Raw genomic sequence first — 13065 nt, forward strand, 5'->3', positions numbered from 1 at the left:
TCTGGAACCCCTGATCAGGCGAAAGACTTCGAGAACGAGTCGAGCGCCGACTTCAGCTTGGCCTTCGTATCGTCGCTGATCGCCTTTTCGGTGCGGATCGCGTCGAGGATCGCCTTGCCTTCAGAACGGAGGTACGACAGGAAGCCCTGTTCGAACTTGCCGACCTGTGCCAGAGCGAGCTTGTCGAGATAGCCGTTCACACCGGCGAAGATTACCGCAACCTGCTCTTCCGTCTTCAGCGGCGAGAACTGCGGCTGCTTCAGGAGTTCGGTCAGGCGAGCACCGCGGTTCAGCAGGCGCTGCGTGGCAGCGTCAAGGTCCGAACCGAACTGTGCGAAGGCGGCCATTTCGCGATACTGGGCGAGTTCACCCTTGATCGAGCCGGCAACCTGCTTCATCGCCTTGATCTGAGCGGACGAACCCACGCGGGAAACCGACAGACCGACGTTAACGGCCGGGCGGATACCCTGGAAGAACAGGTCCGTTTCAAGGAAGATCTGACCGTCGGTGATCGAGATCACGTTGGTCGGAATGAAGGCCGAAACGTCGTTACCCTGGGTTTCGATGACCGGCAGAGCCGTCAGCGAACCGGCACCACGCTCGTCGGAGAGCTTTGCGGCGCGCTCGAGGAGACGCGAGTGGAGATAGAAAACGTCGCCCGGATAGGCTTCGCGGCCCGGCGGGCGGCGCAGCAGCAGCGACATCTGGCGGTAGGAAACGGCCTGCTTGGACAGGTCGTCATAACCGATGAGCGCGTGCTGACCGTTGTCGCGGAAGTATTCGCCCATGGCGCAACCAGCGAACGGTGCCAGGAACTGCATCGGAGCCGGGTCCGAAGCGGTTGCAGCAACGATGATCGAGTACTGCAGAGCGCCACGCTCTTCGAGAACCTTCACGAACTGGGCAACCGTCGAACGCTTCTGGCCAACTGCGACGTAGACGCAGAACAGCTTGTCGCCGTCCGGACCATTGTCGTGAATGGCCTTCTGGTTGAGGATCGTGTCGAGAATGATGGCGGTCTTGCCGGTCTGGCGGTCGCCGATGACGAGCTCGCGCTGGCCGCGGCCAACCGGGATGAGGGCGTCGATGGCCTTGAGGCCGGTCGACATCGGCTCATGAACCGACTTGCGCGGAATGATGCCCGGAGCCTTCACGTCAACGCGTGCACGACGCGTTGCATTGATCGGGCCCTTGCCGTCGATCGGGTTACCGAGCGCGTCAACGACGCGGCCGAGCAGTTCCGGACCAACCGGAACGTCCACGATGGCGCCCGTACGCTTGACGGTGTCGCCTTCCTTGATGTCGCGGTCGGCACCGAAGATAACCACACCGACGTTGTCGGCTTCGAGGTTGAGCGCCATGCCGCGAATGCCGCCGGGAAACTCGACCATTTCGCCGGCCTGAACATTGTCGAGGCCGTAAACGCGGGCGATACCGTCACCGACGGAGAGAACCTGACCAACTTCGGAAACTTCAGCTTCCTTGCCGAAATTTTTGATTTGATCTTTCAGAATTGCGGAAATTTCCGCGGCGCGGATGTCCATCAGCCAACCTCTTTCAGTGCAAGCTTAAGAGTAGAAAGTTTGGTGCGAAGGGAAGTGTCGATCTGACGCGATCCGACCTTAACAATCAGTCCACCAAGGATAGAAGGATCGACGGTGACATTGATTGCCACGTCTTTGCCGGTGACGCCCTTCAGCGTCGCCTTCAATTCATTTTCCTGCGCCGAGGTCAGCGCATGCGCGCTGGTGACGTCCGCAGAGATCTCGCCGCGATTGCGTGCGACGATCTGGAAGTAAGACTTGATCATGCCAGGAATGGCAAACAGCCGGCGATTGGCCGCAGCGACCTTGATGAAGTTCGCCGTCAGGCCGGCAATGCCAGCCTTTTCGAGAACTGCAGCAACCGCGCGCAGCTGATCTTCAGCCGAGAACACCGGGCTCTCGATGAATCGCTTCAGATCGGCGCTTTCGTTGATCATGGTCTGGAAACCGGCAAGCTCGGCACCGATCTGATCGACGGAACCCGCCTCCGAGGCGAGCTCGTAAAGCGAAGAGGCGTATCTTTCCGCTACACCGGAAACAGTTTGGGATGTGTCTGCCACGGGCACAAACTTCTCTTCATTGATCCCCGAGGTCACGCCCAAGCAAATGCTTCGGCTAACCCCGTGAAACTATTGCCAATTGACTCAGATTTCGCGGGTCGTGGACCCAATTCCCCCTGAATTTCGCGGTGGCTTTAGCATAGGATGTCGGGACTCGCAACACGCGTTGGGGAGGGAAAGGACAGATAAAGACACGATTCGGCAAATTTCTGCGCCACTCGTTCAAGCAGCGCCGAAATATCAGAAATAACCGAAAACGTGACCGAGAAAGATCGCCGCCCCCGCAATCGTCACCAGAAGCGCGATGACCTGGAAAACGTACCTGCCGGTTTCGAAGATCAGCGAAAGTATACGTCCGAAGATTGAGAGCGCGAGCGCCGAACCGAGCGCCAGTTCGCACATCGGATTGGCGGCAAGAAGCGTCACGCCGCCTGCCCCGATCAGCATGCCGCCAAGCGCCCGCACCGAGGCAATGACGCGGCTGCGCCCCTCGCCGATCGAAAGCCCGGCCATCATCATCATGAGGCCCGGTCCGAACATGCAAACCGCGCCAATACCGGCAGTTACGGCAGCCGCCACGAAGACGATGAAGCCCGTGCGGTCCTCCGGCATCTGGAAACCGATATCTCCGGTCCAGACATCGAAAAGCCAGTAGAGCCCACCTGCGGCCAGCGCCGCCTGCAGCAGCAGAAAGATGAAATTGAAGAGCCCGTTGGACCGGTCGGACGCGGACATCATCGACAGGAGACGACCGAAGGCCGCCAGCGCCCAGGCAGACCCGATCATCACATAGATGACAGGCTGGTCGAAGAGGAAACCGGCAAGGCCGAGACCGGCCAGAAATGCGCCGATCGGACGCAACTCGCCGACGGCGCCTTCGCGCCCTTCGCGGGCAGCAAACCCCCACCATGCGCCAATCTGTCGCGCCAGCACCATGAGCGCGAGGCCGAGCAGAAGCGTCAGCACGGCCGAGGCCATGGCTGCCTGCGCACCCGGCGCGCTCGGAATTGGTGGGATTGTCAGTTCCATAGTCCGTCCCTCGATCATTCCGCCCGTCGGCGGAAGGCATTCGTAAAATGCGAGCGGCCCTTATGGCACAAGCTTTTCAGCGCTGAAATCACCGCAGGCGTGTTTGCGCACAGGAAATTGTGGCTCGATATCTTGCGCGGCATCGAAACTTCTGTCGTGAGCCGTCCCGTCTTGCTCATGCTTGCCCAGCGGGCTCCACGTCCTCACCGCTACCATACGTTTCCTTCCACAAGGCCAGCAGGTCCTCCACCGCGATACCATCGATGGTCAGGCCCATCATGCTCGAACCGGTAATCGAGGCGCCGGCGAGATTGACCATGTGAAGCCGTGCACCCGCCATATTGATGTCCGTGATGACGGCTCCGGAGAAATTCGCATCCGTCAGCGTCCAGCCGGACATGTTGGCGTTGGAGACCTTCCAGCCGGAGAGATTGACATCATCCAGCGCAGCGCCCGACAGGTTGATGTCGTGGAAGCGGCAGCCCGACAGGGTGCTGTGGTCGAAGACCGATCCCGACAGGACTGAATTCTGGACGTCGAGACGATGTTTCTGATCCTTGATCTGCATCCCATGCTCCTCATGGCTTGAACGGACCGCATGACCATAGGGCGCGGAAGCCCCCGGCGGCAACGCGGAAAAGTTGCAGCGTCAGAGAAAACTCTGTGGATCGATATCGACCTGAACATGGATCGAGCCCCGCTCCTTCGGCCCGGCCGCGAGCATGGCTTTGAGAAAACCCTGCATGTCCGAGGTCCGTTGCCCGTGAACGAGCAGACGGAAGCGATAGCGCCCGCGCACCAGCGCCAGCGGCGCCTCCGCCGGCCCGAGAACCGTGATGCCGGGCGCCTGTGGCGCGGCGTTGCGCAGCGCCCGCCCATGCCCTTCAGCCGAATGCCTGTCGTCAGCGGAGATGATGACCGAGGCGAGACGACCGAACGGCGGCAGGTTCGCCCGCTCGCGCTCACCGATCTCCCGGTCATAAAAGGCTTCCGCATCTCCCGAGACAATCGCCTGCATCACAGGGTGTCCCGGCTGATAGGTCTGGATGAGACCGTGGCTCTTGAGACCCGTTCGCCCGGCGCGGCCCGTCACCTGATGCAGAAGCTGGAACGTCCGCTCCGCCGCCCGCGGGTCACCATTGGCAAGCCCGAGATCCGCATCGACAATGCCGACCAGCGTCATCAGCGGGAAGTTATGCCCCTTGGCCACGAGCTGCGTGCCGATGACGATATCCGCCTCGCCCTTGGCAATCGCATCCAGTTCCAGCCTGAGCCGCTTCACGCCGCCGGCAATGTCGGAGGAGAGCACGATCGTTCGCGCGTCGGGGAAATGGCTGACCACCTCTTCAGCAATGCGCTCCACCCCCGGCCCGCAGGCGACGAGGTGATCGAGCGTGCCGCATTCGGGGCAGGCTTCCGGCGTTTTCTCCTGATAGCCGCATTGATGGCACTGGATGACGCCACGGAAGCGATGCTCCACCAGCCAGCTTGAGCATTGCGGACACTGGAAGCGATGGCCGCAGACGCGGCAGAGCGTCAGCGGCGCATAGCCGCGCCGATTGAGGAAGAGCAGCGACTGCTGGCCCTTCTTCAGCGTGGCATCAATGCCGCGCAACATGAGGGGCGAGAGAAACCCGCCTTTCGCCGGCGCATGCCTGCGCATGTCCACAAGACGCAGATCCGGCATGGCTGCATCGCCAAAGCGCGTCGGCAGATGGATCGCCTGATAGCGCCCCTGCATCGCATTGACCTGGCTTTCGACAGACGGCGTCGCGGACACCAGCACCGCCGGGAAATCGCCGATCCGCGCCCGCACCACTGCCATGTCGCGGGCATTGTAAAAGACGCGATCCTCCTGCTTGTAGGCCGGATCATGCTCTTCATCGACAATGATCAGGCCAAGCTCGGCAAAGGGCAGGAAGAGCGCCGAACGCGCACCGGCCACGACGCGGACCTCGCCCGTGACCACCTGTCGCCACACCTTTTCGCGGGTGCGCGGCGCAAGCTCGGAATGCCACTCGGCCGGCTTGGATCCGAACCGATCCTGAAATCGTTCGAGAAAACTGGCCGTCAGCGCGATTTCCGGCAGCAGGATCAGCACCTGCTTGCCGCGCCGCAGCGCCTCGGCCACGGCCTCGAAATAGACCTCTGTCTTGCCAGAGCCGGTGACGCCATCAATGAGCGAGACGGAGAAATTGCCCTTGTCGACGCTTTTGACCAGAACGCGGGCGGCATCCTTCTGAACGCCCTCCAGCCGGTCGGCGACATAATCCGGGTCGGGCGGGGCGACGACCGGCGGCGGCGGCAGGAAGACGGTCTCGAACGCTCCTTGAGCGATCATCCCGTCCACGACGCTCGCCGAGACGCCTGCCGCATGAACAAGCCCCATCCGCGTCCAGGCAAAGCCATCGGAGGCAAGCTCGATGACGCGGGCGCGGGCCGGCGTCATCCGCTCCAGCTCGCTGCGCTGAAGCCGCAAGCCCTCCACCATCGGTTCCGGATCGAACGCCGTGGGTGCCCGCAGCGCCATGCGCGCCACCAGCCCCGGCGGCGCAATCGTATAGGTCGCCACCCAGTCGAGAAAGGCGCGCATATAGTCAGAAAGCGGCGGGCAATCAAAGACATGATCGATGGGGCGAAGCTTCTTCGGATCGACCGAACCGCCCTCGCCGCGCTCGTCCCAGACGACGCCGATCACCTTGCGCGGGCCGAGCGGCACAACAACGATGGAGCCCGGCACGACATGCGCATCGGCCGGCACGGTGTAGGAATAGGGCCCCGGCGCCGGCATCGGCACGAGCACCGGCACGGCGCGCGGACGGGCGGGCTCCGGCAGATCGAACAATGCGGGCGAATCCTTCTTCATGGCGCGGAACATGCATCAAGCTCTGCCCAAAGAAAACCGGAAAGACACAGGAGGAGAGTGACTGCACGTCGTGATTCTCAGCGCACGGCCATTGCCGCGCCGTCTCATCCGCGATAGGCGGACGGGCAGAGGGAGACAGCATGTCGAGTCAGATCAAGGGTATCATGTTGATGGCGTCGGCATCGGCCATCATTCCGATTGCCGATGGCATTGCCAAGGTTCTCTCCGAAAACCACTCGGCCCTGCTGGTGAGCTCCGGGCGCTATTTCGCCGCATCCTTCCTGCTGCTGCCGCTTGCCTTCATGAAGCACGGGAGAAATGCCCTGCCGCCACGCCATCGGCTGAAGCCGCATATCGTCCGCACCCTGCTGATGGTCACGGCGATGACGCTCTTCTACGTCTCCATCGTCACCATCGATCTCGCCACCGCCGTGAGCGCCTTCTTCATCGGGCCGGTCGTCGGCAGCGTGGCCGCGGTGTTCCTGCTGGGCGAAAAGCTGACCAAAACCAAGGTCGCAGCCCTCGCCCTCGGCTTTGCGGGCGCCATCATCATTGCGCGGCCCGGAGCCAGCATCTCGCCCGGCGTTCTTCTGGCGCTGACATCCGGCGTCTGCTACGGCTTCTATCTCGTCTCCACCCGCCTTGCCTCCGGCGAAACCACGCCGCTGCAGGCACTGGTGTTTCAAAACGTCTTCGGCACGCTCCTTCTCTTGCCACAAGCGGTCCTGACATGGACGACGCCCTCGGGCTTCGAAATCCTGCTGCTGCTCGGCATGGGCCTGATCTCGCTCCTCTGCCACACGCTGACCATCAACGCCTTCCGCCATGCGGATGCGACCACACTCGCCCCCTTGTCCTATGTCGAGCTGGTGACGGCCGCCACGGTCGGCTATGTTTGGTTCAAACAGGCACCCGAACCCAATGTCTGGATCGGCGCGGCCTTCGTGGCCACGGCCGGGCTGGTGCTGATCTTCGCGCGAAAAGCCGCTCCGTTAGCGGAAAGCTAACCATGCAGGCCGACAATGCGCGGCGGAAAGGTCCGCCCGCATGAACGAACTTCTCATCATCTCCGACGACAAATTGACCCGGCTGAGGCAGGATTGGCTTGCCTCCATTGCCGGCGAGCGGCGACTGTCGCCCAAGACCGTCGAGGCCTATGAGCGCGATACGCGCCAGTTCCTCACCTTCCTGACCGGCCATGCCGGGGGACCGGCCAAGCTTTCCGATGTCGCAAGCCTCCGCCCTGCTGACCTGCGCGGTTTTCTCGCCTCCCGCCGCAATGACGGCGCGGGCGCAAGGACACTCGGGCGCGGCCTTGCCGGCATCCGCTCCTTCCTGCGCTATCTGGAAAAGCAGGGGCTGGCCAACGCCACCGGCGCACGCGCCGTGCGCTCGCCCAAACAGCCGAAATCGCTGCCGAAGCCGCTCGCTGCCAGCCAGGCGCTCAACGTCATTGGGGCGGATGCGCAGCTTGCCGAAGAACCGTGGATCGCCGCCCGCAATGCCGCCGTGCTGACATTGCTTTACGGATCGGGCCTCCGCATTTCCGAAGGCCTGTCGCTGACGCCGAACGATCTTCTGCCCGGCACGAAAACGCTGCGCATCACCGGCAAGGGCGGCAAGACGCGCATGGTGCCGCTTCTGCCCGCCGCCATGCAGGCCGTCGACCTCTATCGCAAGCTCTGCCCCTATCACGTCAAACCCGACGAGCCGATCTTTCGCGGCGCCAAGGGCGGGCCGCTGCAACAGGCGATCATCCAGCGCGAGATGGTGAAGATGCGCTCGGCACTCGGCCTGCCGGAAACGGCGACGCCGCATGCACTGCGCCACTCCTTCGCCACGCATTTGCTCGCCGGCGGCGGCGACCTCCGCTCGATCCAGGAACTGCTCGGCCATTCCAGCCTGTCGACCACACAGGTCTACACCGCCGTCGACACCAACCGCCTGCTCGACATCTACGACCGCGCCCATCCGCGCGCCTGAGCCGCATCGCATTAACCAATCGCGTTAAGGGTTCCTGAGCGGTCGCTCCGCTAAGGTGCCGGGATATTCGTTTCAGGACCAGTTCGCATGAAAAACCGCCCCCGCCTCTCGCAAGCCCGGACATTCTCGCTCGGCAATGCCGGCCTCTGGCTGATTGCCGGCCTGCATACTCTGGCGGCACTTTCGCTGGTCTTCGTTCTCGGCTGGATTTCGCCGGCAAAGGCCGCTGAAGACCTGAGCTGCGGCGGCAAGAACATCCTCGCGGATCTCCGCAAGGAGGATCCGAAGGGTTTCGCGGAAATCGAGAAGGACACGGCGAACCTGAAGAACGGCGAGTCGATCTTCTGGAAGATCGAGAAGCCCGGCACCGCCCCGTCCTATCTCCTGGGCACGATCCACCTATCCGACCCGCGCGTCATCAACCTGCCGGAAGAAGCCGCAAAGGATTTCAAGGCGGCCAATGCCGTGATCGTCGAGTCCGACGAGATCGCCGACAAGAACGCCGCCAGCATGAAGCTTCTGGCGCGGCCGGATCTGTCGATGTTCACCGACAACCACACGATCAACGATTTCCTCAATGCCGACCAGAAGGCCATGCTGGAGAAGCAGCTTGCCGAACGTGGCATTCCGCTCGCCGCCGTCATCAAGATGAAGCCCTGGGTGCTGTCTACCTTCGTGGCGCTGCCAACCTGCGAACTCACGCGCAAGAGCGCCGGCGCGGATTTCCTCGACGAAAAGCTGACCAAGGATGCGATTGCCGCCGGCAAGAAGGTCGTGGGGCTGGAAACGCTGATCGAACAGCTTGAGATCATGGCCTCCGTCTCCTTGAAGACGCATGTCTCCGGCCTCATCGGCGTGCTGAAGGACCCGCAGCGCACCAAGGACCTGATGGAAACCATGATCGAGCTCTACGCCTCGGGCAAGCCAGCGATGATCGGCCCGTTGAGCGAATATGTCGGCAAGCTCGACGCCGACAGCGCCGACATGGCGGAGTTTGAAAAGAAGATGATCACCGTGCGCAACCACCACATGGCCGACCGCGCCGAGGCAACGCTCGACAAGGGCAATGCCTTCATGGCCGTCGGCGCGCTGCACCTGCCGGGTGACGAGGGCCTAGTCGCCCTGCTGCGTCAGAAGGGTTTCACCGTGACGCCGGTCAACGTGACAATCAACTGACCGGCGTTCCAAGCCGCTTCATCGACTGCTTCACGATCAGCATGTGAAACGGCGTGATCAGGAAGATATAGGCCTTGCCGAACCAGTGCTTGCGTTTGACCAGCGTCGACACGGAAACCTCCGTGCCCGCAGGCTGCGGTGTCGCCTCGACGACGATACGGAAATCCAGATGCCAGTCATCAAAGCCGAGAACGACCTTCCGAGGCGTCTCGCTGACGATGGGAAACCCGCCGATGCTGTGCGACGGGTCGAGCCCGACACCCGGTCCGGCCCCTTTTAGCCCGACAAAACCGACGATGAAATTCCGCAACCGCATCAGGGACGAAACCCATCCGGGCATTTCGGCGCCCAGCATCGAACGCGCCGCGTCGGGCGCCGCCACATCACGCCCTGAAACCAGAACGTGATGGCGATCCACCCAGTCCGCACCCGGAAGCTCGATGGGCGGCACCAAGGCCGCTCCAACGCTCTTCAAGCCTTGACGCCCTTGGTCATGCGATCGAGCACATCGGTCTTGAAGTAGAACTTCTGCACCAGCGCGCCGGCAACATGCAGTACGATCAGCGCCCAGAGGATGACCTTCAGCACATCGGCATGCAGATCGCCCGCAAAGCCCTGGCCGAAATAGTATTTGCCCATGCCGGTCAGCGGCATGGCGATCATCAGCAGATAGAGCAGGCCATGCGTTGCGGTGGCAACCAGCTTGAGCACCGGCGGCTCCTCGGACGGCAAGTCCGGCACGCCTTGGATGAAGCGAAGAGCCAGGCGGATGACGACGAGCACGAGGATCGCAATGCCGACATAGGCATGGATATTGGCGGAAGAGATCATCTCCGGCGTGATCGCCTCACCCTTGCGTACCGCGCGGTTCCAGATTTCCATTCCATCGGTGAAAATCAGGTTGAAGAAGATGAGAAGGGCCATGCCCCAATGCAGCGCACGCTGCGGGATGGAATAGTTCAAGGGTTTCATTGTCCTGCCTTTTCCTGGGTTAATTCAGGCCTCCCGAAAAGACAGAAACAGAAAGCGCCCTGCTTCGCAAGGCGCTCTTTGGAATGATTATAAAATGTTACCGGCGGGATTTGACGAAGGGCAAGTCCGGTCAAAATATTCAGTGTTCATAGGAAACACTGAATATTCTGTCTTTGCTAATCGGCAATTCCGGACACGAAAGCGGGCTGCGCTTTCGCTGGAATTGCTGTGCCAATCACATATGGATCGGCTTGAAGAAGGTCGCGAGTGCGGCTTCCTTCACCGCTTCCGACATGGTCGGATGCGCGTGGCAGGTGCGGCCGAGATCTTCCGACGAGCCGCCGAATTCCATCAGCACGGCGGCCTCGTGGATCATCTCGCCGGCTCCGAGGCCGATGATGTGAACGCCGAGAACGCGGTCGGTCTCCTTGTCCGCCAGAACCTTGACGAAACCATCCGTCGCCAGCATCGCGCGGGCGCGGCCATTGGCGGTGAAGGGGAACTTGCCGACCTTGTAGGCAACGCCCGCGGCCTTCAGTTCTTCTTCGGTCTTGCCGACCGAGGCGACTTCCGGCTGCGTATAGACGACGCCCGGAATGACGTCATAGTTCACGTGACCGGCCTGACCTGCGAGGATTTCGGCCAGCGCCACGCCTTCGTCTTCTGCCTTGTGGGCGAGCATCGGGCCCTTGACCACGTCGCCGATCGCATAGATGCCGGCGACATTGGTGCGGTAGTGATGGTCGATTTCAACGCGGCCGCGATTGTCGAGAACAACGCCGGCTTCCGTGAGGCCCAAGCCTTCCGTGTAGGGCTTGCGGCCCGTGGCAACCAGCACGACATCGGCATCGAGAACGGTCTTGTCGCCGCCCTTGACGGGCTCGAACGTCACCTTCGCGCCCTTGTCGGCCTTCTCCACGCCCGTCACCTTCGCGCCGAGATGGAATTCCATGCCCTGCTTGGCGAGCATCCGCTGGAACTGCTTGGACACTTCGCCGTCCATGCCGCCGAGGATGTTGTCGAGATATTCAACGACCGTGACCTTGGCGCCGAGACGCGACCAGACCGAGCCGAGTTCGAGGCCGATCACGCCGCCGCCGACCACGACCATCTTTTCCGGAACCTTGGTCAGCGCAATGCCGCCGGTCGAAGATACGATGACCGTCTCGTCGATATCGACCTTGACGCCCGGAATGCCGGCAACGTCCGAACCCGTGGCAATAACGATGTTCTTCGTCTCGAGCGTGGTCACTTCACCCTTGTCGTTGGTGACGGATACCTTGCCCGCGCCCTCAACCTTGCCGGTGCCGTGGAACGTGTCGATCTTGTTCTTCTTGAACAGGAACTGCACGCCATCCACGTTGGACTTCACGGTGGCGTCCTTGTGGGCCATCATCTTTTCAAGGTTCAGCTTGGGAGCAGACACCTCGACGCCGAGCTCGGCAATGCCATGCGCCGTATGTGCAAAGACTTCCGATGCATGCAGCAGCGCCTTGGACGGAATGCAGCCGATGTTCAGGCAGGTGCCGCCATAGGTGGCGCGCTTTTCGATGACAGCGGTCTTGAGGCCAAGCTGGGCGGCCTTGATTGCGCAGACATAGCCGCCGGGGCCGGTGCCGATCACGATCACATCATAGGACATTTCGATTTCCTTCCTTCCGTCCGACGGACTTACCTGCCGCCGGAGACATTGAGTATCGCCCCCGTCACGTAGGACGCTTCGGGAGACAGGAGATAGAGAATGGCATCCGCCACTTCGTCGGGCTCGCCCGCGCGCTTCATCGGCAGAGAGCTTGCAATGTCGCGCACGCGATCCGGCGTGCCGCCGGATGCGTGAATATCGGTGTCGATGATGCCCGGCCGCACGGCATTGACACGAATGCCCTCGCCGGCAACCTCACGTGAGAGACCGAGGGTGAGCGTGTCGATCGCGCCCTTGGAGGCAGCGTAGTCGACATATTGATTGGGCGATCCAAGCACGGCCGCCATCGAGGAAATATTGACGATCGCTCCGCCGTGCCCGCCATGAAGGGTCGACATGCGCCTGACAGCCTCGCCGGCAACCCGAAGAGCGCCGATCACATTGACGTTGAACATCCGTTCCAGTCGCTCGCGGCTCATCTCGTCGAGCCGCGCCACCACGTCGACAATGCCGGCATTGTTGACGAGACCGTCAAGCCGGCCGAATGTCGTGTCGATGACCGAAAAGATCGCCGCAATATCCTCTTCGCGCGACACATCGCCCTGAACGGGGAGCGCCGAACCGCCGGTCTCGTTGATGACACCGGCAATGGCTTCTGCCGCATCGCGGTCGCGCGCATAGTTGATGACGACGGCCCAGCCTTTTTCAGCGGCCTTCAGCGCAACGCTTGCGCCTATGCCGCGGCTGCCGCCAGTGACCAGAAGAACAGGCTGCTCCGTCATTTCGCGCACTCCTTGAAGTCCAGGACATCCCAGGGCGCAAGCTTCGGCTTGTCCTTGCCGAGGCCTTCGAATTGATCGATCGCGAGGCCGAGACCGGCGATCAGGATCTTGTCGGCAGCGTCCTTGTCTTGCTGGGGCAGGATATCGATGCGACCAGCAGACTGACCATAAAGGAAGCCCTGCCAGACCGTGCACTTCATGATATCGCTGTCAGTGACGTCGCCATCGGGGCAATTGAAGAAGATGATGCCGTTGGAACGATCGACCGGCGTCGATCCGGTGACATAGCCTTCCATCGAAACCTTTGAACCCAGCGCGGTCAGCTTGAAGCGATGCGTGTTGGATTCGGTATCGAGATTGACCGGCGTGAAGGCGAGTTCATAGGCATTGTCGCGGTCGCGATAGATCGCCTTTTCCTGGGCGCAGGCCGCGGCATAAGCGGAAACGGGCGCCAAAGCAGGCGAAAGCGCCGTCACGATCCCCAATGCTGCAAGACCCAGGCGCCGCATGG

At 61.9% G+C, this 13065-nt stretch carries 13 protein-coding genes; 3 read left to right on the plus strand and 10 right to left on the minus strand.

Going from position 1 to position 13065, the window contains the following annotated elements; translation table 11 throughout:
* Positions 1-14: 14 nt before the first annotated feature.
* From atpA to LQK84_RS21075, 5 genes are all read right to left on the minus strand, one after another.
* Entirely contained in the window at positions 15-1544 is a 1530-nt protein-coding gene (gene atpA / locus LQK84_RS21055) for a F0F1 ATP synthase subunit alpha (protein ID WP_230830696.1), read from the minus strand.
* Positions 1544-2110: a F0F1 ATP synthase subunit delta gene (locus LQK84_RS21060; RefSeq protein ID WP_230830831.1), complete on the minus strand. Its 567-nt coding sequence runs from the start codon at positions 2108-2110 to the stop codon at positions 1544-1546. Before LQK84_RS21060 ends, atpA begins: the two co-directional genes overlap by 1 nt.
* Positions 2111-2344: 234 nt before the next feature.
* Positions 2345-3133 (minus strand): hypothetical protein, encoded by a 789-nt coding sequence (locus tag LQK84_RS21065; RefSeq protein WP_230830697.1) that lies wholly within the window; start codon positions 3131-3133, stop codon positions 2345-2347.
* A 175-nt stretch (positions 3134-3308) separates the two neighbouring features.
* Positions 3309-3701 carry a pentapeptide repeat-containing protein gene (locus LQK84_RS21070; protein WP_230830698.1) on the minus strand — a complete coding sequence of 131 codons (393 nt, stop codon included), beginning with the start codon at positions 3699-3701 and terminating at the stop codon, positions 3309-3311.
* An 81-nt stretch (positions 3702-3782) separates the two neighbouring features.
* A complete protein-coding gene (locus tag LQK84_RS21075) occupies positions 3783-5999 on the minus strand; it encodes a primosomal protein N' (RefSeq protein ID WP_230830832.1) in 2217 nt (738 codons plus the stop codon).
* Positions 6000-6139: 140 nt separating this feature from the next.
* Here LQK84_RS21075 and LQK84_RS21080 point away from each other — a divergent pair, with 140 nt between their 5' ends.
* The 3 genes from LQK84_RS21080 to LQK84_RS21090 all read left to right on the plus strand — a co-directional run bounded on the left by LQK84_RS21080 (position 6140) and on the right by LQK84_RS21090 (position 9158).
* The gene (locus LQK84_RS21080) at positions 6140-7006 is read left to right on the plus strand and encodes a DMT family transporter (RefSeq protein ID WP_230830699.1); all 867 of its coding nucleotides are present in this window, start codon (positions 6140-6142) and stop codon (positions 7004-7006) included.
* 40 nt (positions 7007-7046) lie between these two features.
* Positions 7047-7982: a tyrosine recombinase XerC gene (locus LQK84_RS21085; protein WP_230830700.1), complete on the plus strand. Its 936-nt coding sequence runs from the start codon at positions 7047-7049 to the stop codon at positions 7980-7982.
* Positions 7983-8069: 87 nt separating this feature from the next.
* Entirely contained in the window at positions 8070-9158 is a 1089-nt protein-coding gene (locus LQK84_RS21090; RefSeq protein ID WP_230830701.1) for a TraB/GumN family protein, read from the plus strand.
* On the opposite strand, the gene LQK84_RS21095 is transcribed toward LQK84_RS21090, so the two are convergent.
* From LQK84_RS21095 to LQK84_RS21115, 5 genes are all read right to left on the minus strand, one after another.
* Positions 9151-9609 (minus strand): DUF2867 domain-containing protein, encoded by a 459-nt coding sequence (locus LQK84_RS21095; protein WP_230830702.1) that lies wholly within the window; start codon positions 9607-9609, stop codon positions 9151-9153. The genes LQK84_RS21090 and LQK84_RS21095 overlap by 8 nt on opposite strands.
* Positions 9610-9629: 20 nt before the next feature.
* Complete coding sequence (locus tag LQK84_RS21100) at positions 9630-10130, minus strand: cytochrome b (protein WP_230830703.1); 501 nt, start codon at positions 10128-10130, stop codon at positions 9630-9632.
* Positions 10131-10365: 235 nt separating this feature from the next.
* On the minus strand, positions 10366-11772 hold the full coding sequence (lpdA, locus tag LQK84_RS21105; protein ID WP_230830704.1) for a dihydrolipoyl dehydrogenase: 1407 nt from the start codon (positions 11770-11772) through the stop codon (positions 10366-10368).
* 29 nt (positions 11773-11801) lie between these two features.
* Positions 11802-12554, minus strand: a complete 753-nt coding sequence (locus tag LQK84_RS21110; RefSeq protein ID WP_230830711.1) for a glucose 1-dehydrogenase — start codon at positions 12552-12554, stop codon at positions 11802-11804.
* Positions 12551-13063 carry a hypothetical protein gene (locus LQK84_RS21115; protein ID WP_230830713.1) on the minus strand — a complete coding sequence of 171 codons (513 nt, stop codon included), beginning with the start codon at positions 13061-13063 and terminating at the stop codon, positions 12551-12553. Before LQK84_RS21115 ends, LQK84_RS21110 begins: the two co-directional genes overlap by 4 nt.
* Positions 13064-13065: the final 2 nt, after the last annotated feature.

Origin of the sequence: Rhizobium sp. C4 (assembly GCF_021026315.1) — a bacterium.
Lineage (GTDB): Bacteria > Pseudomonadota > Alphaproteobacteria > Rhizobiales > Rhizobiaceae > Ensifer_A.

Bases quoted from the DNA above. Each gene is read 5' to 3' on its own strand.
- LQK84_RS21100 (WP_230830703.1), bottom strand. From the start codon at position 10,130: ATGAAACCCTTGAACTATTCCATCCCGCAGCGTGCGCTGCATTGGGGC.
- LQK84_RS21070 (WP_230830698.1), bottom strand. From the start codon at position 3,701: ATGCAGATCAAGGATCAGAAACATCGTCTCGACGTCCAGAATTCAGTC.
- LQK84_RS21080 (WP_230830699.1), top strand. From the start codon at position 6,140: ATGTCGAGTCAGATCAAGGGTATCATGTTGATGGCGTCGGCATCGGCC.
- LQK84_RS21065 (WP_230830697.1), bottom strand. From the start codon at position 3,133: ATGGAACTGACAATCCCACCAATTCCGAGCGCGCCGGGTGCGCAGGCA.
- atpA (WP_230830696.1), bottom strand. From the start codon at position 1,544: ATGGACATCCGCGCCGCGGAAATTTCCGCAATTCTGAAAGATCAAATC.
- LQK84_RS21090 (WP_230830701.1), top strand. From the start codon at position 8,070: ATGAAAAACCGCCCCCGCCTCTCGCAAGCCCGGACATTCTCGCTCGGC.
- LQK84_RS21115 (WP_230830713.1), bottom strand. From the start codon at position 13,063: ATGCGGCGCCTGGGTCTTGCAGCATTGGGGATCGTGACGGCGCTTTCG.
- LQK84_RS21085 (WP_230830700.1), top strand. From the start codon at position 7,047: ATGAACGAACTTCTCATCATCTCCGACGACAAATTGACCCGGCTGAGG.
- LQK84_RS21075 (WP_230830832.1), bottom strand. From the start codon at position 5,999: ATGAAGAAGGATTCGCCCGCATTGTTCGATCTGCCGGAGCCCGCCCGT.
- LQK84_RS21110 (WP_230830711.1), bottom strand. From the start codon at position 12,554: ATGACGGAGCAGCCTGTTCTTCTGGTCACTGGCGGCAGCCGCGGCATA.
- lpdA (WP_230830704.1), bottom strand. From the start codon at position 11,772: ATGTCCTATGATGTGATCGTGATCGGCACCGGCCCCGGCGGCTATGTC.